This window comes from Frateuria sp. Soil773 (assembly GCF_001428405.1).
GTDB lineage: Bacteria > Pseudomonadota > Gammaproteobacteria > Xanthomonadales > Rhodanobacteraceae > LMSL01.
This window is the reverse complement of the sequence record NZ_LMSL01000003.1, coordinates 59256-82508: the sequence shown is the minus strand read 5'-3', so window position 1 is coordinate 82508 and position 23253 is coordinate 59256. Positions and strand designations below refer to the sequence as shown.

Genomic DNA, 23253 nt, shown 5'->3' with positions numbered 1-23253 from the left:
AGCCTGCAGTTCATTCACTTGGCCTTCCTCACCCTGCTGCTTCGGAGATCGTGAACAGGCTCTCAGACTATCGATCGCCAACTGTTGAGCATTCGCAGACTGCTCAAGCGCATGCGCCTCACGAGACGTAAACGAACCTTTAATTGCGGTAACCTGAATTCGCCCACCTACGACTTCATATTTTGCTACACGCCGCTCGCTTACTGCATAATTGATAATCCCATGTCCCAATGGCTGTGCATCGCCGGGACTAATGAAGCCATCCGATGATACGCCGTGGGTCTTTCCATCAATATGGCTGTGCTCTATTGCTGCCGTTCCGTGTGGCAGATTATTCAGATTGATACCGTCTTTATCTTTAGCGGTTGTCCGGATGATCTGGCCATTTATCGATTGAACCGTAACATTTGTGGTTCCTATCAGGGCTAAAGCTTTTTCGGGTTTTTGAGATGTCTCTACCTTGGATCTACTTTCCACCGCGGCAGTATCTTGCTGCCGAGTTGACTGAAGATCGCGAGCCGCTCCCGAATCGGAGCGCACACACTGAGCCCGGCTTTGGCCTGGGCAGTTGTCACGGCCATCAGGATCAATGTTGTTGACTGGGTTATCGTTGACGTAGTCATATCGATTGAACCCAAACAATGCACTCGGACTGGGTGCGATCGGATCGACACTCAGGAACCGCCCGATCTCTGGATCGTAATACCTCGCCTGCATGTAAATGAGTCCGGTATCCGGATCGTTCACATGCCCCGTATATCCAAGGCCGGCGGGAGGACCGCCCATGGCCTGGCTTCCATAAGGCTTGTAGTCAAAGGTTGCATGATGTTCCCATTCGCATCCGCCTCAACGAGAGGCGTGCCTTGGGGATCGGTATACACATAGGTCACCTCCCCTGGTTGCGCATGGGCGAAACCAAGCATCAACGACAACGGCAAAGCAAACCAGCCAAATTCCTTTTTCATAGCTGCCCCTGCTGATGGCATCCCATGCTCCATGGTCATGGCCACAGAAATCAAGTAGTACAGCGTAGTCGCTATGCCCTGACCAGCCCTCTTTCAGGTCATTGCTATGGAAGGTATTGATAGTCGAATGCTGCCGATCAATATCGGCTTTCACGCGCGGCCGAGCACCAGCAGGTGCCGTTCGGCGTCGAGCCCGGGCACGTCGAGCGCGTGGCGCCCGCGCAGGGCGAAACCGGGCGGGATGCCGGGCAGTTCGTCGTCGGACGGCTTGCCCTTCATCGCCAGCCACACGCCTTCCGGCGCCAGCAGGTGGCCGCCCCAGGCGAGCATGTCGGCCAGGCTGGCGAAGGCGCGCGCGGTGACGCAGTCGAACCGGCCCTCGACGTCCTCGACCCTCGACTGCAGCGCGCGCACGCCTTCGAGCTTCAGCGCGCGGATCGCCTCGCGCAGGAAGCGCACCTTCTTGCCGTTGGAGTCGACCAGCAGGATTTCGCGCCCCGGCGCCGCGATCGCCAGCACGATGCCGGGCAGGCCGGGGCCGGTGCCGAGGTCGGCCAGGCTGGCGCCTTGCACGTAGGGCAGGATCGCCAGCGAATCGAGCAGGTGGCGGGTCACCATCTCCGCCGGATCGCGCACCGCGGTGAGGTTGTAGGCGGCGTTCCAGCGCTCCAGCAGCGCCTGGTAGTCGAGCAGCCGCGGCACCGCGTCGGCCGGCAGCCGCAGGTCCAGCGCGGCGATGCCCTGTTCCAGTCGGGCTTGCAAGGCGGCGCGGGCGGTCATGGCGGATCCTCTGGGCTGCGTGCGGACGGCCGGCCAGTATCCGGATCGCGCGGCCGCGATGCCAGCCGAAAGAAAACCCGCCGCGGCGAGTTCGAGGTCTCTGGGGGCTTTCCCGGCTAGCGGCGGGGCGGGAATCCGGGTCAGGCGAAATCCAGCTCGACCCGGGTCACCATCATGCCGCGCTCGCGCAGGGCGCCGTTCAGCGCCTGCTTCAGGCGGCTGCCGAGGTCGCGGGGATTGGCGGCGGTCGCGGCCGGCTCCTCGCGCAGCGCTTCGAGCGCGCCGCGGCGGATCAACTGGTCGACCTGGTCGATCACCGCGTCGGCCCGTTCCGGCTCCAGCACCTGCCAGTACACCGTGCCGTGCACGTCGGCGGCGCCGGCCAGCGGCTCCTGGAAGCGCAGGACCTGCCCGCCCAGGTCGATCCGGTGCGCCACCCGGTCCACCAGCGGCAGCACCCAGTGCGTGCCCGGCTGCAGCAGGCGCACCGGCCGGCCATGACGGTACAGGCTATGCACCTGGCCCGCCGGCACGCGCCGCAACGCGCTGGCGGCAAGCAGCGGCAGGCACAGCAGGACGAGGGAGATCAGGGCAAACATGGTCAAGGAAACAGTTGGTTATCCGATGTTTCTTCGGTGGTCGTAACAAGCAGACTACAGCCGTTTGAGCCTGCGTAGATTAATTTTTATTTAACGACGATCCGCGTGGCGATTCAATCCCTCTTTCGCACTAGCCGTTCGGCGCGGCCGGCAGGCGAGCCGATGCGCCGCCGGCCGCACCAGGTCCGCCGGGATGCTCCCGGGGACGTCACGCAGCGGAGCTTTACAAGCCGGCATGAAAACGTTTACGTTTCGATACCGGAGCGGACGCAAGGGCGAGGCTGGGCGCGATGGCGACGATCAAAGACGTGGCACGCGAGGCGCGGGTGTCGGTCGCCTCGGTATCGCGCGCGCTCAACGGCCAGGCCGGCGTCACCGAGCAGACCCAGCAGCGCATCCGCGAGGCCGCCACCCGCCTGCGCTACATCCCGCACGGCGCCGCGCGCAGCCTGATCACCCGCCGCACCCACACCATCGGTGCCCTGCTGCCGGACCTGCACGGCGAGTTCTTTTCCGAGCTGATCCGCGGCATCGACCTGGCGGCGCGCTCGCGCGGCCTGCACCTGCTGGTGTCCAGCTCGCACGACGACGCGCTCGAGGCCGCCGCCGCGATGCGCGCGATGCAGGGGCGGGTGGACGGCCTGCTGGTGATGTCGCCGCATGCCGACGCCGACTTCCTGCGCAGCAACCTGCCGGCCGGCCTGCCCACCGTGCTGATGAACACCGCGCTGGAAGCCTGTCCCGACTACGCCGCGCTGTCGATCGACAACCGCGGCGGCACGCGGCTGGTGATGGAGCACCTGCTGGCCAGCGGCCGCCGGCGGATCGCCTTCATCCGCGGCCCGGCGGCCAACCACGACGTCGCCGAGCGCGAGCAGGCATACCGGGAAGCCCTTGCCGCGCACCTGCCCGGCGCCGAGGCGCAGGTGTGGCCGGGCGACTTCAGCGAGCAGTCCGGCCATGCCGCCGGGCAGGCGCTGCTGGCGCAGGCGTCGCGGCCGGACGCCGTGTTCGCCGCCAACGACATGATGGCGATCGGCTGCATGTCGGCGCTGCGCGAAGCCGGCGTCCGGGTGCCTGACGACATCGCGGTGGCCGGCTTCGACGACGTGCCGATGGCGCGCTACGTCACCCCGGCGCTGACCACGGTGCGCGTGCGCATCGCCGAACTGGGCGCACAGGCCCTGGGCATGCTCGACGAGCAGCTCGAAAGCGCCGGGCCGGTGCCGTTCGCGCACCACCGCGTCCAGGTGGAACTGATGGTGCGCGAATCGACGGTCCGCCCGGGGCACGCGCCCCACGCCAAGCCAAAACCATAACGAGGCCGCTGCAACGACGGCCCGGATTCATCGCGGCATTGCATGTAAACGTTTCCATTTCCGCCAGTAAAGCTCATGCGCCCGGGGAGGGACAACATGAAAACGCCTCTGCATCTCAGACAGAAACTGCTCGCCGGCCTGATCGGCGGCGCCATGGCCGCCGTAGCCGTGGCGCCCGCGCCGTCGTGGGCGCAGACCGCCAACGCCAACCTGCGCGGCAAGGCCGCGCCCGGCATCGACGTCGTCGCCAGGAACACCGCCACCGGCAGCACCCGCCGCGCCAGGAGCGGTGCCGACGGCAGCTACACCCTCGTGGGCCTGCCGCCCGGCACCTACCAGGTGGATGCCGGCGGCGTCTCCAAGACCGTCACCCTCACCGTGGCGTCGACCGCCACGCTCGACCTGAAGCCGGCGGCGGCCGCCGGCACCGCCGTCACGCCCGCGGGCGCGAAGACGCTGGGCGGCGTGTCGGTCTCGGCCACCACCCTGCGCGAGGTGAAGACGCCGGAAGTCGGCGGCACCATCTCGCTGCGCCAGATCCAGACGGTGCCGCAGATCTCGCGCAACTTCCTGGAGTTCGCCGACACCGTGCCGGGCATGGTGTTCACCTCGGACAAGGACGGCAACACCTCGCTGCGCGGCGGCGCGATGAACAACAGCTCGGTCAACGTGTTCATCGACGGCGTCGGCCAGAAGAGCTACGTGAAGGAAGGCGGCGTGGCCGGCCAGATCGGCAGCCAGGGCAATCCGTTCCCGCAACTGGCGATCGGCGAGTACAAGGTCATCACCTCCAACTACAAGGCCGAGTACGACCAGATCTCCTCGGCCGCGGTGACCGCGCAGACCAAGTCGGGCACCAACGAATTCCACGGCGAGGCGTTCGACCGCTACACCAACGACGCCTTCCGCGAGCGCACCCCGAACGAACGCGCCAACCACAACAAGGCCACGTCGGAGGAGAAGGAATTCGGCTTCGCCCTGGGCGGCCCGATCGTGAAGGACAAGGCGCACTTCTTCGTCACCTACGAGGGCAAGCGCTTCACCACGCCGATCGCGGTGATCCCGGCGGCGGACGCCACCCCGGGCGTGCCCTACCTGCCGCCCGAGGTCCGCTCGCAGTTCGGCTCGGCCAACCTGCCGTTCAAGGAGAACCTGTACTTCGGCAAGATCGACTGGGAGCCGACCGACCGCGACCGCTTCGAGGCGAGCGCGCAGATCCGCAAGGAAGACCAGTACGGCGGCATCGGCGACCAGGACGCGCCCTCGGCCGCCTACGTCACCAAGAACAACGACAAGCGCTACTCCGTGCGCTGGCAGCACAGCGGCGAGGCGTTCTACAACGAGCTGATCGCCACCTACGAGGACTCGTTCAACGCACCCACCGCGCGCAACCTGGGCAACGGCATCGACTACACCTGGGCGCTGCCCAATTCCGACCCGGCGCTGATCAACACCGGCGCAGCCAGCCCGCTGGCGACGCAGAACAAGGGCCAGAAGGGCCCTTCGTTCGAGGACAACCTCACCTTCAACGACCTGGAGTGGCACGGCAACCACGTGGTCAAGCTCGGCATCAAGAAGAAGAACATCAACCTGGAGGCGGCCGACGCGGCCGACATCAACCCGCAGTTCACCTACAACGTCACCCCGGACGGCACCGACGCGATCCCGTACAAGGCGTTCTTCACCAAGCCGGTGACCGGCCTGGGCCTGACCCCGTCGGTGAAGACCAAGAGCCACCAGTTCGGCGCCTACATCCAGGACGACTGGGACGTCACCGACAAGCTCACGCTGAACCTGGGCGTGCGCTGGGACTACGAGCGCACGCCCTCGTACACCGACTTCGTGACCCCCGCCAACGTGGTGGCCGCGCTCCACGGCCAGGACCCGAACGCGCCGGCCGGGCAGACCTACGCGCAGTCGCTGGCGATGGGCGGCATCAACATCGACGACTACATCAGCAACGGCCGCAACCGCCATGCCTACAAGGGCGAATGGCAGCCGCGGCTGGGCTTCTCCTACGATTTCCTGGGCGACCAGGCGCACGTGCTGCACGGCGGCGCGGGCCGCTCCTACGATCGCGACCTGTTCGACTACCTGCAACTGGAAACCACCAAGGCCGCGCTGCCGCAGTACACGATCTACTTCCGCGACCCGGCCACCGGCCAGTGCCATCGCGGCAGCGCCACCAACAACTGCTACGACTGGGACCCGCGCTATCTCAACGGCATCCAGAACCTGCAGGCGCTGGTCGCCGCCAGCAACACCGGCGCCGAGGTGGACATGCTCAACAACAGGCTCAAGGCGCCGTATTCGGACCAGTTCAGCATCGGCATGTCCAACCAGTTCGGCCAGTGGCTGACCGACGCCACCGTCGCGCGCGTGCTCAGCTACGACGGCTTCGCCTTCACCCTGGGCAACCGCTATCCGGACGGCTCGTTCTTCGGGCCCAACGTGTGCAACAACTCCACCCACGTGCAGCAGCCCTGGGATTGCCCGGTGCCGGGCTTCGGCGGCCTGATCGTCGGCAACAACGGCATCTCCACCCGCACCACCCAGGTGCTGCTGTCGGCCGAGAAGCCGTACACGAAGGAATCCGGCTGGGGCGCCACGTTCGCCTACACCTTCACCCACGCCAAGCAGAACCGCGACATCAACGAGCACTACTCGTTCGACTACGCCACCATCGGCGACTACCCGTTCATCGCCTCCAACGCGGCCGCCAAGCACCGCTTCGTGGCCACCGGCAACATGGACGGCCCGTGGGGCATCACCCTCTCGGCCAAGCTGACCCTGGCCACGCCGCTGCCCTACAACGGCATCCCGTGCTACGACAACGTGGTGTTCGACAACGGGTCCAGTTGCCGGGCGACGGCGGTGACCCCCGGCGGCTCGAAGTTCCTCTTCGGCGGCAGGATCTGGGGCTACCGCGACCTGGATTTCCAGGCCACCAAGAACTTCGACCTGGGCAACGGCATGGTCCTCTACGGGCGCTTCGACGTGCTCAACGTATTCAACTGGGACAACCTGGTCGACTACAACGCCCTCTCGGGCGCGACCTATCCGGTGCAGGTGTCCTACAACCGCACCGGCAACATCACCTTCGCGCCGCGCACCTTCAAGTTCGAGGTGGGGCTGAGGTTCTAGCCGTCCCTGCCGCGCCGGAGACGGCGCGGCGACGGGGCTCACGCGCGGCGGCTGCGCCGCCCCGCGCCGTTCACGGCTGACCTTTCACGGCCCACCGGCCAGAGGATCGAGCAAGCGACGATGACCCATTCCTTCCCGCGCGCCATCGGCCTCCGCCTTTTCGCCCTGCTGCTGACCTGCGCCGTCGGCTGGCACCTGCCCGCGCGCGCGGCGGCGCCGGCACGGCCGACGCCGCAGCAGCAGGCCATGCTCGACGAGCTGGAGCAGCGCACCTTCCGCTGGTTCTGGGACAGCGCCGACCCGACGACGGGGCTGGTGCCGGACCACTACCCGGGCGAATCGTTCTCCAGCATCGCCGCGGTGGGCTTCGGCCTGACCGCCTACGGCATCGGCGCGGAGCGCGGCTACGTCACCCGCGACCAGGCGGCCGAGCGCACCCTCGCCACGCTGCGCTTCTTCCACCGGGCCCCGCAGAACGCCAGCGAGGACGATGCCGCCGGCTATCGCGGCTTCTTCTACCACTTCCTCGACATGAAGACCGGCAGGCGCTTCGACCGCAGCATCGAGCTGTCCAGCGTGGACACCACCCTGCTGCTCGGCGGGGTGCTGTTCGCGCAGTCGTACTACGACCGCGATACGCCGCGGGAACAGGAGATCCGCCGGCTCGCCGACGCCATCTACCGCGCGGTGGACTGGCCCTGGATGCAGGCGCGCCCGCCGCTCATCAGCATGGGCTGGACGCCCGGCGGCCAGTTCATACCGGCCGACTGGAAGGGCTACGACGAGGGCATGCTGGTCTACGTGCTCGCGCTGGGCTCGCCCACCCATCCGGTCGGCTGCGACGCGTGGAAGGCCTGGCTGTCCACCAACGACCGCACCTGGGGCACCTTCCACGGCCAGACCTTCCTCAACTTCGCGCCGCTGTTCGGCCACCAGTACAGCCACGCGTGGATCGACTTCCGCGGCATCCGCGACGACTGGAACCGCGCCCACGACCTGGACTACTTCGAGAACAGCCGCCGCGCCGCCTATGCGCAGCGCAGCTACGCGATCGCCAATCCCGGCGGCTGGACCGGCTACGGCGCCAACGTGTGGGGCCTCACCGCCAGCAACGGTCCCGGCGACGTGGCGATCGGCAGCGGCGCGCAGCGGCGCGAATTCCACGGCTATACGGCGCGCGGCGCGGGGCTCGACTACGTCAGCGACGACGGCACCATCGCGCCCACCGCAGCCGGCGGCTCGATCGCCTTCGCGCCGGAAATCGCGATACCCGCGCTGGCCGAGATGAAGCGCCGCTACGGCAAAACCATCTACGATCGCTACGGCTTCGTCGATGCGTTCAATCCCAGCTTCCACGCCCGCACCGCGCTGCGTACCGGCCGGCTGGCGCCGGAGCTGGGCTGGGTAGATACCGTGCAACTGGGCATCGACCAGGGGCCGATCGTGCTGATGATCGAGAACTGGCGCAGCGGTTTCGTGTGGAACGTGATGAAGGAAAACCCGTACATCCGCAAGGGCCTGCGACGCGCCGGCTTCACCGGCGGCTGGCTGGAGCAGGCGGCCGCGACGCCGTGAGCCGCGGCGCGCGCCCGCATCGCCCGGGCCGGCGCATGCCGCCGCACAGGTTGCTGGCGGCGTGCCTGCTGACCGGCGCCGCCGTGCTCGGCGGCTGCGGCAAGGCGGCCACCGAACGCGACACGCTGACGTTCTGGACGATCGGCCGCGAAGGCGAGGCGATCACCCGGCTGCTGCCGGATTTCGAGCGCGCGCACCCGGGCATCCGCGTGCGGGTGCAGCAGTTGCCGCTGACCGCCGCGCACCAGAAGCTGCTCACCGCCTACGCCGGCGGCTCCACGCCGGACCTCACCCAGCTCGGCAACACCTGGCTGCCCGAGTTCGTCGCGCTGGACGCGCTGGAGCCGCTGCAGGCGCGGGTCGACCGCTCGGCCGTGGTGCGCCCGGACGACTACTTCGCCAGCATCTGGGCCACCAACGTGATCGACGGCCGGTTGTACGGCGTGCCGTGGTACGTCGATACGCGGTTGCTGTTCTACCGCACCGACCTGCTGCGCCAGGCCGGCTTCGCCGCGCCGCCGCGCGACTGGAACGCATGGCGGCGCATGCTGGCCGCGCTGAGCCATCCCGAACGCCGCGTCTACGGCATCCTGCTGCCCACCAACGAGTACGAGCAACTGATGTCGCTGGCGCTGCAGCAGGACGAACCCCTGCTGCGCGACGGCAACCGCTACGGCAATTTCCGCAGCGCCGGCTTCCGGCAGGCGCTGGCGTTCTACGTGGATACGTTCCGCCTGCGCCAGGCGCCGGCGATCACCAACGCCGAGGCCGGCAACCCGTGGACCGAGTTCGGCCGCGGCGTGTATGCGTTCTACCTGTCCGGCCCGTGGAACATCGGCGAGTTCCGCAAGCGCCTGCCGGCCGCGCAGCAGGGCGACTGGTCCACCGCGCCGCTGCCCGGGCCGCACGGCCCCGGCGCCTCCGGCGCGGGCGGTTCCAGCCTGGTGATCTTCCGCAACTCGCCGCACAAGGACGCGGCCTGGGCATTGATCGAATACCTGTCGCAGCCGGCCGTGCAGCAGCGCTTCTACGACCTGCTCGGCGACATGCCGCCGCGGCGCTCCTCATGGGACGGCGGCGCCCTGCGCGACGACCCGCAGGCGCGCGCGTTCCGCGAACAGCTCGAACGGGTGAAGCCGACGCCGCCGGTGGCCGAGTGGGAGCGCATCGCCACCGAGATGCAGCTGGTCGCCGCGCAGGCGATCGCCGGCGAGCTGACGATCGACCAGGCCGCGGCCGAGATCGACCGGCGCGCCGACGCGATCCTGGAGAAGCGCCGCTGGGTGCTCGACCATGCGGGGTCGAAGCCGTGAACCCGCGCCACGCCGCCTGGCTGTTCCTCGCCCCGGCGCTGCTGGTGCTGGGCGTGTTCTTCCTGCTGCCGGTGATCGCGGCGCTGGCGCTCAGCCTCACCGACTACGACCTCTACGCGCTGGCGGACGTCCGCAACCTGCGCTTCGTCGCGCTGGGCAACTACTGGGCGCTGCTGCAACGGCCGCTGTTCTGGTCGGCGCTGGGCCATACCGTCTACTTCGTCGCGGTCGGCGTGCCGTTGTCGATGGCCGCCTCGCTGGGCGCCGCGCTGCTGCTGAACTCGCCGCTGGCGCGCTGCAAGCCGTTCTTCCGCACCGCGCTGTTCGCGCCGGTGGTGACCACGGTGGTGGCGGTGGCGGTGATCTGGCGCTACCTGTTCAACACCAAGTACGGCATGGCGAACTACGCGCTCGGCCTGCTCGGCGTGCATCCGGTGGACTGGCTGGGCGACCCGCATTGGGCGATGCCGACGATCATCGCGTTCGCGGTGTGGAAGAACTTCGGCTACAACATGGTCATCTTCCTGGCCGGGTTGCAGGCGATTCCCGCCGACCTGTACGAAGCGGCGCGCATCGACGGCGCCTCGGCATGGCGGCAGTTCCGCCACATCACCCTGCCGATGCTCGGGCCGACGTTGCTGATGGTGGGCATCCTCACCGTGTCGGGCTATTTCCAGTTGTTCGCCGAGCCCTACGTGATGACCGAGGGCGGCCCGCTGCAGAGCACCACCAGCGTGCTGTACCTGATGTACGAGGAAGGCTTCAAGTGGTGGAACCTCGGCTCCGCCTCGGCGGTGGCGTTCCTGCTGTTCGCGATCATGTTCGCGGTGACCGCGCTGATGCTGCGGCTGGCGCGGCGCGGCGCGCACGCCGACGGGGAGGCCGCATGAGCCCGCGCTTCGCCCGCGCGGTGGTGAACGGCCTGCTGGCCGGCGGCGCCGCGGTGGCGCTGTTCCCGCTGCTGTGGATGCTGTCGGTGTCGTTCATGGCGCCGGGCGAGGCCAGCGCCTTGCCGCCGCCGCTGCTGCCCGCGCATCCCACGCTGCACAACTACCGCGAGCTGTTCGTGCACGCCGGCATGGGCCGCTACCTGCTCAACAGCCTGCTGGTGTCGTCCGCGATCACCGTGCTGGCGCTGGCGTTCAACCTGATGGCCGGCTACGCCTTCGCCAAGCTGCGCTTCGCCGGCCGCGAACGGCTGTTCCAGGCACTGATCGGCGCGCTGGTGATCCCCGCGCAGGTGGCGATGCTGCCGCTGTTCCTGCTGCTGAAGTACCTCGGCCTGGTCAACAGCTACGCCGGCGTGGTCGTGCCGGCGATGGCCAGCGTGTTCGGCATCTTCCTGGTGCGCCAGTACGCCCGCGCGATTCCCGACGAGCTGCTGGAGGCGGCGCGCATCGACGGCGCCGGCGAGGGGCGCATCTTCGTGCAGATCGTGCTGCCGCTCTTGAAGCCGATCATGGTGACGCTGGCGATCTTCACCTTCCTCGCCGCGTGGAACGATTTCCTGTGGCCGCTGATCGTGCTGACCGGGCAGGAGCACTACACATTGCCGATCGGGCTGGCCTCGCTGGCGCGCGAGCACTGGCAGGACAGCGAGCTGATGATGGCCGGCTCGGTGGTCACCGTGGTGCCGGTGCTGGCGCTGTTCCTGGCGTTGCAGCGCTACTACCTCGAAGGCCTGCTGCTGGGCAGCGTGAAGGGCTGAGGCTTGCCGTCGGCGGCCGCAGGCGGCACCCTCGGGCAGGCCATGTCCGCCAGCACGCCTACGCCATCCGCCCCGTCGCCCACCCTGGTCGTGGTGATGGGCGTTTCCGCCAGCGGCAAGAGCACGCTGGGCAGCCGGCTGGCGAAGGCCGAGGGCTGGGATTTCCTCGAAGGCGACGACCTGCACCCGGCCGCGAACATCGCCAAGATGAAGGCCGGGATCGCGCTCACCGATGCCGATCGCGGCCCCTGGCTGGAGGCGCTGGCCCACTGGATCGCCGGCCAGAAGCAGGCGCGGCGCAGCGGCGTGATTGCCTGCTCGGCCCTGCGGCGCCCCTACCGCGACCGCCTGCGCGCCGCCGATCCGCAGTTGCGGCTGGCCTACCTGCAAGTGCCGCGCGCGGAACTGGCGCAACGCATGCGCACGCGCTCGCACTTCATGCCGCCGTCCTTGCTGGACAGCCAGCTTGCGACCCTGGAAGAACCTGCGCCGGACGAGCATGCGCTTTACCTCGACGGCAGCGCGCCGATCCACGCCACGCTCGCGCAACTGCGCCGCTGGCTGCGTCCGCCCGCATGAACGAGGCCGCCGCAGCGATGAGCGCTGCGCCACGTTTCGACAATCCACCCACAATGGATGACCGTGCGCCGCATTTCGACAATCCACCCGCAGTGCATGCAGACTGTCGGCTTCGCCAAAGGCCATCATCAGGTCTTGCTCGTCATCCCAGCGAATGCTGGGATCCAGTGCCTGTGCATCATTGGGCGCAAAGGCACTGGATTCCTGCTTGCGCAGGAATGACGAGCACGAGGCCGATCGATCGGACCTTCCCCGCACTTCTACCAAGGAGACATGGATGTTGATTCCGCTTGCCGCAGCCCTGCTCGCCGCCGCCACTACCGATCCCGCCTGCCATGCGCTGACCGAGGCGCAGTTGCAGCAGCCGGTCACGCTCGACGCGCCGTGCTACCGCATCGACCAGTTCGCCATCGTGCATGCGCCGGTCACCGTGAGGGCCGGCACCACCGTGGTTTTCGGCGCGGGCGCGGGCTTGGTGCTCGACGAGGGCGGTTCGCTCGACGCGCGCGGCACGGCGGAAGCGCCTGTGACCTTCCGCGGCCTGGAAGCGGCACCGGGCTACTGGGAAGGCTTGCAGTTCAACTCCAGCAGCCCGCGCAACGTCCTCAGCCACGCCGTCGTGCAGGACGGCGACAGCAGCAAGAGCACCGATTCGGGCGTGGTGGTGGTCGGCGTCGGCGCGCGCCTGGCGATCGACCACACCACCATCCGCAACACCGAAGGCCATGGCCTCAACGTGCTGCAGCGTGGCGTGCTGGCCGGCTTTGCCGCCAACCGCTTCGAACACACCGGCTGGCCGCTGGCGGTCAAGGCCACCGACCTGCCGGCGCTCGACGCGGCCAGCCGTTTCCAGGACAACCGGCACGACATGGTGCAGGTGCGCTTCGCCGACGACACGGTGACCGACGATGCGACCTGGCATGCGCTGGCCGTGCCGTACTTCTTCCTGTGCAGCCCCGGCATCGAAGCGCACGTCGACATCGAGGCGGGTGCGCGGCTGGTGTTCTCTTCCGATCGCGGGCTGAAGACCGGCGGCGACGGCTCGCTCGCGATCAACGGCACCGCCGATCGTCCCGTCACGCTGACCGGCGCGGAGCAGGCGCCAGGCTACTGGGACGGCATCACCTTCGATTCGCACAGCCCGCGCAACCGGCTGCAGCACGCCCGGGTGACCTATGCCGGGCAGGCCGGTGGCGTGGCCGGCGGCGGCGTGGGCCTGTTCCCCGGCGCCACCGCGACGGTGCGGGACAGCGAGATCGCCTACAGCGCGGGCGCCGCGATCAAGGTCGGCCAGCGCGCTGGCTTGCAGGCGTCGGGCAACCATCTGCACGACAACCACGCCGGCATTGTCCACGACGACTGATCGCCCTGGCCGACCGGGCCATCGGACCAAGCCTTGGAGCCTGTTCAAAGTCTCCCAGGTATCTCCCATGAAGCGTCATCCCAGCGAAGGCTGGGATCCAGTGCCTTTAACAGGGAAGGGGAAAGTCGCTTGATTCCTACTCTTGGCCCCTTTCGGGGTTCGCAGGAATGACGATCGTGAAACAGGAGGGCGATTCCAGTTCGACAAGGAGACTTTGAACAGGCTCTCAGATCGCGACCTCCGATCGGGTCCAACGGATGCGCCATCGGATTGCACGATCGCAGCCAGCGAGCCTGCACGCATACGCCCATCGAACGAGGCCATCCGGCACCGTTCGGCGGGGATGACCGTTACTCATCGCAGGCCGCCGCCTCAAAGCCATCCGGCCCACGCCACCGGCATGACCTTCGGCCCTCTTGACGGGTATCCGCAATTCGTACTGTACTAATACTCATAGTACACAAGGTACAGTCGAGCGGAGAGTCCCGATGGCCCGAACCCAAGCCCTGCTGATCCAGATCGCCACCGGCGATCCGCGGCCGATCAGCAAGCAGATCGTCGACGGCGTGCGCATGAAGATCGCCACCGGCGAACTCGCCGTCGGCGCGCAGCTGCCCAGCGTGCGTGGGCTGGCGCAGCAGCTGACGATCAACCCGAACACCGTGGCCAAGGCCTACGCCGAGCTTACTGGCGAGGGCTGGCTGGAGGCGCGCCAGGGCCTGGGCCTGTATGTCGCCACGCCGCGCCAGCGGCTCAGCAATGCCGAGCGCGACCGCCGCCTCGACGATGCCGTGCAGAGCTTCGTGCACGAGGTGGCCGCGCTCGACTATCCGCCCGATCGCGCGCTGACGCGGCTGGAGCGCGCGCTGCGCGTGCTCGCTCCGAAAAAAACCGCCTGACCCCGACACCTGCGCCCGATCCGGAGGCGAACGACCCGCATGACTGACACCACACCTTCCGAATACGTGGTCGAGACCGAGGCGCTGTGCAAGCGCTACGGTGCCAAGCTGGCGCTGGACCAGCTCGACCTGCGCATCGCCAGCAGCCGCATCCACGCCATCGTCGGCGCGAACGGCGCGGGCAAGTCCACCCTGTTCCGCATCCTGCTCGGCTTCCTGCCACCGAGCTCGGGCCAGGCGCGCATCCTCGGCCGCGACAGCCAGCAGCTGACGCCAACCGATCGTGGTCGCATCGGCTTCGTCAACGAGGAGCACACGCTGCCGAACTGGATGCGCGTGTCCGCGGTGACCGCGATGCAGCGCCGCCACTACCCGCGCTGGAACCAGCGCGCGTTCGACGAGGTGATCGGCCACTACCACGTGCTGCCGGAGCAGAAGGTCGGCCAGCTCTCGCGCGGCGAGCGCGCCGGCTTCAACCTCGCCCTGACCCTGGCGCAGGGGCCGGAACTGCTGGTGCTGGACGAGCCCACGCTGGGCCTGGACGTGGTCGCCAAGCGCGCCTTCCTGGAATCGCTGCTGTATTCCAACGCGGCCGGGCAGTGCACGGTGATCTACTGCTCGCACCAGATGGAGGAGGTCGAGCGGGTCGCCGACAACCTGATCATCCTGGAGCGTGGCCGGCTGGCGAACATGTCCGCCCCCGACGACTTCTGCGCGCGCGTGACGCACTGGGTGGCCGACATCCCGTTCGCCGGCCCGCCGCCCGCCAGCGTGCCCGGGCTGCTGCAGGCGCAGCGCATCGACGGCCTGCACCACTACCTGGTGCTCGACCAGGACGAGGACTTCGCCGCCTTCCTGCGCGCGAGCGGCGCGCGCTCGGTGCAGAGCATGCCGGTGAGCCTGGACCGCGCGGTCAACGGCTTCCTGGCCAAGAACCACGCCATGCCGGCGGCCGCCTGAGCGGCGCCACATCCAAGGGGAACACCATGCGCGATCTCTTCAAGGCCGAACTGCTGCGCTTCCGCGGCTGGGCCATCGCCGGCGCCGCGCTGCACCTGCTGGTGCTGGGCTTCCTGGCCCGGGTGGTCGACCTGGCGCAGCAGCCGCTGCTGGTCTACCGCGTGTTCGGCGGCGTGTACGCGCTCGCCGGCCTGCTGCTGGGGCTGTACCAGATGGGCAGCTACCGGCGCCCGAACGTGTGGCTGAACCTGCTGCACCGGCCGCTGCCCGACTGGCGCATCGCCGCGGCGCTGCTCGGTGCGGGAATCCTGCTGCTGGCCGTGGCGGCCGCGCTGCCGGTGCTGCTGATCGCCGGCTACCAGGCGGGCATGACCGCGCGCGTGGTCGACCTGCGCCACTGGCTGTTCCCGCTGGCCGCGCTGCTGATCGCCGCCTGCGGCTACCTGGCCGGCGCGTTCTGCATGCTCGGCGGCCGCCGTTATTCGGCCTGCGCGCTGGTGTTCCTGGCGCTGCTCGCGGTGAGCCAGGCCACCGGCCCGCGGGTGCTGTTGCTGCAGGCCATCGCCCTGCTGTGGCTGGCGGCGATGGTACTGGCCGCGTTCAAGCCCGATCTCAGCGCGCCGCCGCGCTCGCCGGCGGCCACGGCGGTCACCGCCCTGCCGCTGCAGATGGGCGTCTATTCGCTCATGCTGCTGCTGGGCTTCGGCATGGAAATGCTGTGGATCATGCAGGGCACGCACCCGAACAACACGGGCGTGCCGCCGCCCGGCGGCCACAACGAGACCGAGCGCATGACGCCGCAGCAGCGCATGCTCGCCGGCCTGGCGGCGAGCCGCGCCCCGCAGGCGCCGCTGTGGCGCGAGCAGGTGGCGCTGTCGGAAGTGCAGCCGATCGGCGTGCAGGTCGTGGCGACGCCGGTGCGCAACGAGCTGACCCACGCCGCCGCCGAGCAGACGGAGTTCGACGACGACGAGCGCCGCGTGCGCTGGGTGTTCAGCCACGACCGCATGCGCTTCGAGGGCTATCGCCTCACCGACGGCCGCCGCGCCGGCGAGCTGGGCGTGGGCGGCGGCGACGCGCCCTTTCCGGCACCGGCACAGGCCGCGGGCGGCCTGCCCGGGCTGCCGAAGGGCGACGGCACGCTGGTCGCCGGCAACGTGCTCTACCGCTACGACGGCGCCGCCGGCCAGGCGCTGCCGCGCATCGTGCTGCCCGCCGGCGAGATCCTCGCCGGGGTGACCCCGGTGGGCGAGAGCCTGGTGGTGACCAGCGACCGCGCGCTGTACTTCTTCGACGGACGCGACGCGGCCACCGGCGATGCCCTTCTGCGACCGCGCCAGCGCCTGCCCATTCCCGGCCGCAGCGGCGACCTGCGCAGCGTCGAGCTGATCGAGCTGGTGGACGGCTACCTGGTGTCGTTCTCCTTCACCTCGTACGCGCACGAACTCACCGGCGCGACGCCGTACCAGAACGTGCTGTGGGTGGACGACGGCGGCCGCGTCACGCCGGTCGCGCACCGCGCCATGGCATACGACTACTCCGCGCCGTACCGCTACAAGGCATGGTGGCCGTCGCCGGCGCTGTACGCCCTGCGCGTCGGCGCGATCGGCCTGTTCGCGCCGGCCGATCCGCTGCAGGCCACCGCGCCGGCGCCGATGCCGCGCGGCATCCAGGTCTTTGCCGGTGCGCTGATGCTGCTGTCGCTGCTGGCCGCGATCCCGATGTCCCTGCGGCGCGCGCTGTCGACACCGGCGCGGATGGCCTGGGTGCTCGCCTGCGGCGTCATCGGGCTGCCGGCGCTGGCGAGCCTGTGGCTGCTGTATCCCGCCCGCGGGCAGGCCGAGCCGCAGCGGCAACTGCAGCCCGCCGCCGCCTGACGGCTCGCGGCCGGAGCCGCGCCACTCCAACCGCGCCACCCACCGTTCGTCGGCCTGCCCGCACGGCAGGCCCAAGCCGGAGAAACCCATGTCCACGTTCCCGAAATGCGTTGGGACGCTGTGCGCCGTCGCGCTCGCCCTGGCGACGGCCGCGGCCCGTGCCGGCGCGGCGGACGATGCGGCCCTGCGCCTCGCCGTCGCCGCCGAGCGCGCGCGAGCGCCGGCGCCGCGCTTCCCGCGCAGCGCCTTCCTGGTCGACCGCGCGATCGACAGCGTGAGCCTGTCGCCCGACGGCCGGCGGCTTGCCTGGCTGCGCGTGCAGGACGGCCGGCGCAGCGTCTGGCTGCAGTCGACCGCGGGCGGTGCGCCGCGGCAGTTGCTGTCGCAGACCGATGCGCGGCAGGCGTACTGGTCGCACGACGGCCGCTGGCTGCTGCTCGAATCGCCGCGCCAACTGTTCGCGCTGGCGGTCGACGGCCAGGGCGGCTCCGGCATCGTCAGTACGCTCGGCGGGCGCGAGCGGCGCGAGGTGCGGGCGGTCGACCCGCTGCGGCCGGCGGCGGCGATCCTGCTCGAACGGCTGCCCGACGCCGACGCCCAAGGACAGCCGTGGCGCCTGCTGCGGGTGGACATGCATGGCGAGCGCACGCTGCTGCACCGGGATGCGCACCGGCTCGCCGGCTTCGCGTTCGATCCGGACGGACGGCTGGCCTTCGTCGAACGGGTCGAGGGCGATGCCCTGGCGATCCATCGCGTCGATGCGGCCGGCCGCCTGCACGAGGCGCTGCGTTGCACGCGGCTGGAACGCTGCTCGCCGCTGCCGGTGACCGGCGCGGGCGGCGACCTCCTGCTGCGCAGCGACCGCGACGGCAACCTGTTGCGGCTGGCGCGGCTGGACGCGCACGGCACGCTGCACACGCTGCTGGCCGATCCCGCCGGCGAAGCCGACCTCGACACCCTCGCGCTCGATCCGGACAGCGGCCAGCCGCTGGTCGCCGGCTGGCGCAGCGGCACGGCGACGGACCGCGGCCTGACCGCCGCGGCGCAACGCGCGGTCGAGGCGATCGCGCAACGCTTTCCCCGGCGCATGCTGGACATCCAGGCCGGACGCGGCCCGCAGGCGCCATGGCTGGTCGGCGAACGCGGCCCGACCCTGCAGGCCGCGCGCTGGCATCTCTACGACCCGCGCAGCGGCCGGTTCCGCCAGGTACTCGACGAAGGCCTGCGGCAGCAACGCAGCGGCAAGCCGCTGGCGCCGCTGCCGGAGTCGGCGCTGGCGCCGAAGATCCCGGTGGCCTGGGAGGCCAGCGACGGCATGCGCCTGCACGGCTTCGTGCTGCTGCCGCCGGGCGCCGACCCGGCCACGCGGCCGCTGGTGGTGGTGCCGCACGGCGGCCCGTGGAACCACGACCGCCCCGACTACGGCAGCATCGCGCAGTTCCTGGTCAACCGCGGCTACGCGGTGTTCCAGCCGCAGTTCCGCGGCTCCACCGGCTACGGCCGCGACTACGTGCTCGCCGCGCGCGGCGACTTCGGCAACGGCCGCGTGCAGCAGGACATCGTGGAAGGCACGCGCTACCTGCTCGCGCAGGGCATCGGCGACGCGCGGCGGGTCGGCATCGCCGGCGCCTCGTTCGGCGGCTATGCGACCCTGCTCGGCGTCACCTTCGAGCCGGAGCTGTTCAAGGTGGGCGTCGCCATCGTGCCGCCACCGGATTTCGGCTTGGACCTGCGCTGGGTATCGCGCAGCGACGAGGCGCTGAACCTGTCGCGCTACATCCCGTTCGAAGCCCGGCTGCGCATGATGTCGCTGGACCTGGACGACGTCGCCGCGATGGCGCGCCTGCATGCGCAGTCGCCGCTGGCCAACGCCGACCGGATGACGCGTCCGCTGCTGCTGATCGCCGGCGGCGCCGACCACCGGGTGGCGATCCGCGGCGTGCTCGGCTACGCCGCGCAACTGAAGCTGCTGGGCCGGGACGTCAGCCTGCTGGTGGACGCCGAAGCCGGCCACACCAACGAGGACCCGCTTGCCAAGGAGGCCATCTTCTACCTGACCGAGCGCATGCTGCAACGCCACCTCGGCGGCCCCGCCCCGGACGCGCCGGACGCCTTGCTGCGCGGCTACCTGGAACGCAACCTGCGCCTCGCCGGCAAGGACCTGCGCGGCGAGTGAGCCGCGCACCGGCGCTGCAAAGCGCGCTTCGAAGCCCCGCACACACTTACCGCCATTCCAGCGCAAGCCGGAGGCGCTTTTCGACAGCCGAAGGGCCGGTCATCCAGCGCCTTTGCGCTTCGATGGCCCTCGAAGGCGCTGGATCCCGGCCTTCGCCGGGATGACGGCACGGTGCAATGACGAATTCGCGCCGGGATGCGGGACCTGCGACCGGACAGTCGACCCATATCGCCGCACCGCTGCCCCGAAGCCTCCGGCATGCATCCAACCGGCGGTCATTCCAGCGCAAGCCGGAGGCGCTTTTCGACAGCCGAAGGGCCGGTCATCCAGCGATTTTGCGCTCCGATGGCCCTCGAAGGCGCTGGACCCCGGCCTTCGCCGGGATGACGGCGCGGTGGAATGACGGATTCGCGCCGAATGCCGGATGCTCCCACCCACCCCGAGCGTCTCCTCTCAGGGGGCGGGGGGAGCCAACGCAATACCCGGCTTCCCCGCTCAGAACTTGCCCGCGCGGAAATCGGCGATCGCCTCGTGGATCTGCTCGGGCGTGTTCATCACGAACGGCCCGTAGCGCGCCACGCTTTCCTTCAGCGGCTGGCCGGCCACCACCAGCAGGCGCGACGGCTTGTCGCCGCCGGCCAGTTGCAGCCGCTCGCCCTCGGACAGCACGCCCAGCTCGCTGCGTCGCAGCGCCTCGCCGCCGACCAGGGCCGACTCGCCGTCGAACACGTAGGCGAAGCCATGGTGACCGGCCGGCAGGTCCAACGCGTACTGCGCGCCCGGCTGCAAGCCGATGTCCAGGTACACCGGCGCGGTGGCGATGCCCTCGACCGGGCCGCTGGCGCCGGCCAGCGAGCCGGCGATCAGCTTCACCTCGACGCCGTCGGCCGGATGCAGCACCGGGATCCGCTCCGGCCCGATGTCCTGGTAGCGCGGCGCGGTCATCTTGTCCTTCGCCGGCAGGTTCATCCACAACTGGAAGCCCCACATCAGGCCGTTCTCCTGCTGCGGCATCTCCGAATGCAGGATGCCGCGGCCGGCGGTCATCCACTGCACGCTGCCCGGCGTGAGGTCGCCGCGGTTGCCGTGGTTGTCGCCGTGGCGCATGTGGCCGGCCAGCATGTAGGTGACGGTCTCGAAGCCGCGGTGCGGATGCTCGGGAAAGCCGGCGAGGTAGTCGTCGGCGCTGTCGGAACGGAACTCGTCCAGCAGCAGGAACGGGTCGAGCATGTCCAGCCCGGGCTGGCCGATGATCCGCTTCAGCTTCACGCCGGCGCCATCGGACGTGTCCATGCCGCGGATGCGGCGGGTGATGTGGCGATCGCTCATGGCAAAGCCCTGCTGTTGGTGGTGTCCAACTACATGGGCGCCGCGCCGGCGGTCGCAATGGCGCACCGGCGAAACGGTGCGTTCCGCGCCTGCGGCTGCGGCCGCCGATTTCAGCGGCGAAGACGGTCCTTCGCGGCAGCAGAAGGTTCCCGGCCGATACCAGCCAACTCCGGCGGCTTGGCCATCTGCGAGCGGATGTCGATGCGCTCGCGCAACGCGCGAAACCACGCCTCGCTGCGGTACGGTACCCACGCCGGGTCCAGATCGAGCGTGCCCAGGTCCACCCAGCCGGCATCCATCGCCGAACGCAGCAACTTCCCGGCATCGGACGCGCGACCATCGAGCGCCGCCTGCACTGACCGCTCGTAGCTCATCAGCGGCAGCTTCAGGCCGCCTTCGTCGAGCCGGTCCAGCAGGTTGCCGAAGGCCCGCAGGGAAGCCGCACGCTCAGGGGAAGCCGCCGGCTGGGCCGCCACCCAGCCCGAGTACACGGACAGGTTGAGGTCCGACTTCCACAGTCGCATGAAACGCCGGATATCCCGCTCCGGGCTTGAGAACAGCGTGGCGTAGACCTGTCTGGCGTCATTCGGCCGGCCGGTGAGCAGGTAGACCCAGGCGCGGATGGTTTCGTAGTTCTCCTTGTCGCCCGGGTCGAATCCGAAACCGTCGACGAGCTGCTGCGCTTTATCACAGCGGCCCAGCAGGCACCAAGCCCGCGTCTGCACTTCCAGCCGGTCGATCGCCGATAGCCCGGCCTTGCCTTGCAGGCTGGCCAGTGCCTTGGCACCGTCGCCACGCTGCAGCCATGTATGGGCGACCATGATGGGGGTCCAGCCATTGTGGTCCGGCCGGCGCTGTTCATCGGCGTACACGGCCATGGCCCGGTCGAAATCGCCATGCATCCGGTAGAACAGCGCCAGGTCCCAATAGATGCTGGCGTGCTCGGGGTTGAGCTCGATGGCACGTCGCAGGGCCGTCTCTGCCTCGGTGCGCATTCCCATCATCGTCAGCGCACTGCCGAAATTGGCGAAATAGGCGGCATTGCCCGGTTCGCCCTCGAAATGCCGGTACCAATCCACGGCATCGCGGATACGTCCCATGCCTTCCAGGTAGTAGCCGTACCAAAGGATCGCCAACGGATGTCGCGGGCTCGCGCGCAGGGCCTTTTCCACGGTGGCGATGGCCTGTCGCGGGCGGCCCGTCTCGTTCAGCACCTCGCTTTCCGAGACCAGGATGTCGACCAGCCCCGGATCGGCGGCACGCGCCTTGGCCAAAGCGGCCTCGGCCTTGGAAGCGGCCTCGTCCAGCGTGAGGTCCGCATAGAGGTAGAGCAGCATGTAGGTGTCGGACAGGCCGCAATAGGCCAGGGCAAAATGCGGGTCCTCGGCGATCGCGCGCTGGAAATAGTCCAGTGCCTGCACCAGCGATTCGGGCGTCCGCTGGTACCAGTAGTGCCGGCCGATCCAGTACAGGCGCTGCGCCGCATCTGAGACGGTCGACCGCACGGGATCGCTCCCGGCCGATGTCAGGGTGCTGTGGACGCGTTCCATCAGCGGCCCCTCGAGTGCGTACAGGCCCGCCTGCGACGTATCGCGGTCGAATACCCACACCGGAGCGGGACGGTCGCTGCGCCACAGCTCCGCGTGCAGTCTGAGCTCCTTGCCTGCCGGCACGACCTGACCAGCCAGCACGTAGTCCGCATTCAGTCGCACGGCGGTTTGCCGCATGTCGGTGGCACTGCGACCAAGCGCAAGCACCGCATCCCGGCTCGCCACCTTCAGCGCGGGCACGGCGGCAAGCCCTTCGATCAGGCTGTCGGTGAAGGCCTCGGTCCTCATGCGAAGCTCGGCATTGTCCGTATCGGTGCGCAACGGCAGTATCGCCAGAGCCACCCGCGGCTCCGTGATGGCTGGAGGCCGTGGGACTAGGAACCAGCCCCCCAGGGCGATCAGCCCGGCGAGAACAGAGGCGCCCGCCATGCGTGCGCCACGCCACCGCCAGGCCGGCGCGGGCCGGACCAGCGGTGGCGCCGGCAGCGCAGTTGCCTGGGGCATGGCCTCTTCCGCCGCTGCGGTGGGTGACGGCCCTCCGGCATCGGCCGGAATGTCCAGCCGGTAGCCGACGCCATGGATGGTCCGAATCAACTGCGACTTGCGCCCGCCTTCGCCCAGCGACCGGCGCAGCACGACGATGACTCTGCTCAATACCGCCGGCGTGACATGCCGGTGTTTCCACACGGTATCGAGGATCTCGTCCCTGCCGACGATCTGGTTCGCCCTGCTGGCCAGCAGCCACAGCACGGCGAATGCCTTGGGCTCCAGGTGGACGGCTCGATCGGATACGTACAGCGCATGTCGCTGCGGATCGATCCGTACGTTGTCGAAGCAGATCGAGACGACCTGCCCGCTCGACTTGTCCATCGGCAATCCTGCCCCCTGTCGTTCATGGACCGGCGTATCCATGATCCCCCGGCGGATTGTCTTTCAGGGCTGCCTGGATGCTCAAGGCTCCGTGCCCCGGTACGGCGTGATGCCCTCAGCGACGCACCGGCGACCGCCCTGGCCACCGGTGCGGATAACCGGCGATGACGGCCATTTCAACGATTGCCGGCCGCTTTCTCAAGAAAACCTCATGAATTCCCCAAGCCGCCCGGCCTAGCTTTGCGGC

The 23253-nt window shown here is 69.2% G+C and carries 16 protein-coding genes and 1 pseudogene; 12 read left to right on the top strand and 5 right to left on the bottom strand.

Annotated features, from left to right (window positions below; translation table 11 throughout):
• The 3 genes and pseudogenes from ASG87_RS19075 to ASG87_RS02775 all read right to left on the bottom strand — a co-directional run.
• Positions 1–798: pseudogene (locus ASG87_RS19075) on the bottom strand (RHS repeat-associated core domain-containing protein); the annotation flags it as partial.
• 317 nt (positions 799–1115) lie between these two features.
• On the bottom strand, positions 1116–1745 hold the full coding sequence (gene rsmG, locus ASG87_RS02780; protein WP_056000494.1) for a 16S rRNA (guanine(527)-N(7))-methyltransferase RsmG: 630 nt from the start codon (positions 1743–1745) through the stop codon (positions 1116–1118).
• A gap of 140 nt (positions 1746–1885) precedes the next feature.
• Complete coding sequence (locus ASG87_RS02775) at positions 1886–2344, bottom strand: SPFH domain-containing protein (RefSeq protein WP_056000491.1); 459 nt, start codon at positions 2342–2344, stop codon at positions 1886–1888.
• Positions 2345–2634: 290 nt separating this feature from the next.
• On the opposite strand from ASG87_RS02775, the gene ASG87_RS02770 reads away from it, so the two are divergent.
• The 12 genes from ASG87_RS02770 to ASG87_RS02715 all read left to right on the top strand — a co-directional run bounded on the left by ASG87_RS02770 (position 2635) and on the right by ASG87_RS02715 (position 19257).
• Positions 2635–3663, top strand: coding sequence for a LacI family DNA-binding transcriptional regulator (locus ASG87_RS02770; RefSeq protein ID WP_056000489.1), 1029 nt, complete (start codon positions 2635–2637; stop codon positions 3661–3663).
• A gap of 96 nt (positions 3664–3759) precedes the next feature.
• A complete protein-coding gene (locus tag ASG87_RS02765) occupies positions 3760–6807 on the top strand; it encodes a TonB-dependent receptor (protein WP_056000486.1) in 3048 nt (1015 codons plus the stop codon).
• 120 nt (positions 6808–6927) lie between these two features.
• A complete protein-coding gene (locus ASG87_RS02760) occupies positions 6928–8382 on the top strand; it encodes a glucoamylase family protein (protein ID WP_056000483.1) in 1455 nt (484 codons plus the stop codon).
• 35 nt (positions 8383–8417) lie between these two features.
• Positions 8418–9695 carry a sugar ABC transporter substrate-binding protein gene (locus tag ASG87_RS02755; RefSeq protein ID WP_056000480.1) on the top strand — a complete coding sequence of 426 codons (1278 nt, stop codon included), beginning with the start codon at positions 8418–8420 and terminating at the stop codon, positions 9693–9695.
• Positions 9692–10585 carry a sugar ABC transporter permease gene (locus ASG87_RS02750; RefSeq protein WP_056000477.1) on the top strand — a complete coding sequence of 298 codons (894 nt, stop codon included), beginning with the start codon at positions 9692–9694 and terminating at the stop codon, positions 10583–10585. Before ASG87_RS02755 ends, ASG87_RS02750 begins: the two co-directional genes overlap by 4 nt.
• Entirely contained in the window at positions 10582–11403 is an 822-nt protein-coding gene (locus ASG87_RS02745; protein WP_056000474.1) for a carbohydrate ABC transporter permease, read from the top strand. Before ASG87_RS02750 ends, ASG87_RS02745 begins: the two co-directional genes overlap by 4 nt.
• Before the next feature lie 42 nt (positions 11404–11445).
• On the top strand, positions 11446–11982 hold the full coding sequence (locus ASG87_RS02740; RefSeq protein WP_235499553.1) for a gluconokinase: 537 nt from the start codon (positions 11446–11448) through the stop codon (positions 11980–11982).
• Between the two features lie 277 nt (positions 11983–12259).
• Entirely contained in the window at positions 12260–13345 is a 1086-nt protein-coding gene (locus tag ASG87_RS02735; protein WP_056000466.1) for a hypothetical protein, read from the top strand.
• A gap of 488 nt (positions 13346–13833) precedes the next feature.
• Positions 13834–14244, top strand: a complete 411-nt coding sequence (locus ASG87_RS02730; protein WP_056000463.1) for a GntR family transcriptional regulator — start codon at positions 13834–13836, stop codon at positions 14242–14244.
• 39 nt (positions 14245–14283) lie between these two features.
• Entirely contained in the window at positions 14284–15204 is a 921-nt protein-coding gene (locus ASG87_RS02725; protein ID WP_056000460.1) for an ABC transporter ATP-binding protein, read from the top strand.
• A 26-nt stretch (positions 15205–15230) separates the two neighbouring features.
• Positions 15231–17081, top strand: a complete 1851-nt coding sequence (locus ASG87_RS02720) for a hypothetical protein (RefSeq protein WP_056000459.1) — start codon at positions 15231–15233, stop codon at positions 17079–17081.
• Between the two features lie 88 nt (positions 17082–17169).
• A complete protein-coding gene (locus ASG87_RS02715) occupies positions 17170–19257 on the top strand; it encodes a prolyl oligopeptidase family serine peptidase (RefSeq protein ID WP_056000456.1) in 2088 nt (695 codons plus the stop codon).
• Positions 19258–19752: 495 nt separating this feature from the next.
• Here ASG87_RS02715 and ASG87_RS02710 read toward each other — a convergent pair whose 3' ends face one another.
• Both ASG87_RS02710 and ASG87_RS02705 read right to left on the bottom strand, forming a co-directional pair.
• Positions 19753–20586 (bottom strand): pirin family protein, encoded by an 834-nt coding sequence (locus ASG87_RS02710; RefSeq protein ID WP_056000453.1) that lies wholly within the window; start codon positions 20584–20586, stop codon positions 19753–19755.
• Positions 20587–20696: 110 nt separating this feature from the next.
• Positions 20697–23006: a winged helix-turn-helix domain-containing protein gene (locus ASG87_RS02705; RefSeq protein ID WP_056000450.1), complete on the bottom strand. Its 2310-nt coding sequence runs from the start codon at positions 23004–23006 to the stop codon at positions 20697–20699.
• Between the last annotated feature and the right edge of the window lie 247 nt (positions 23007–23253).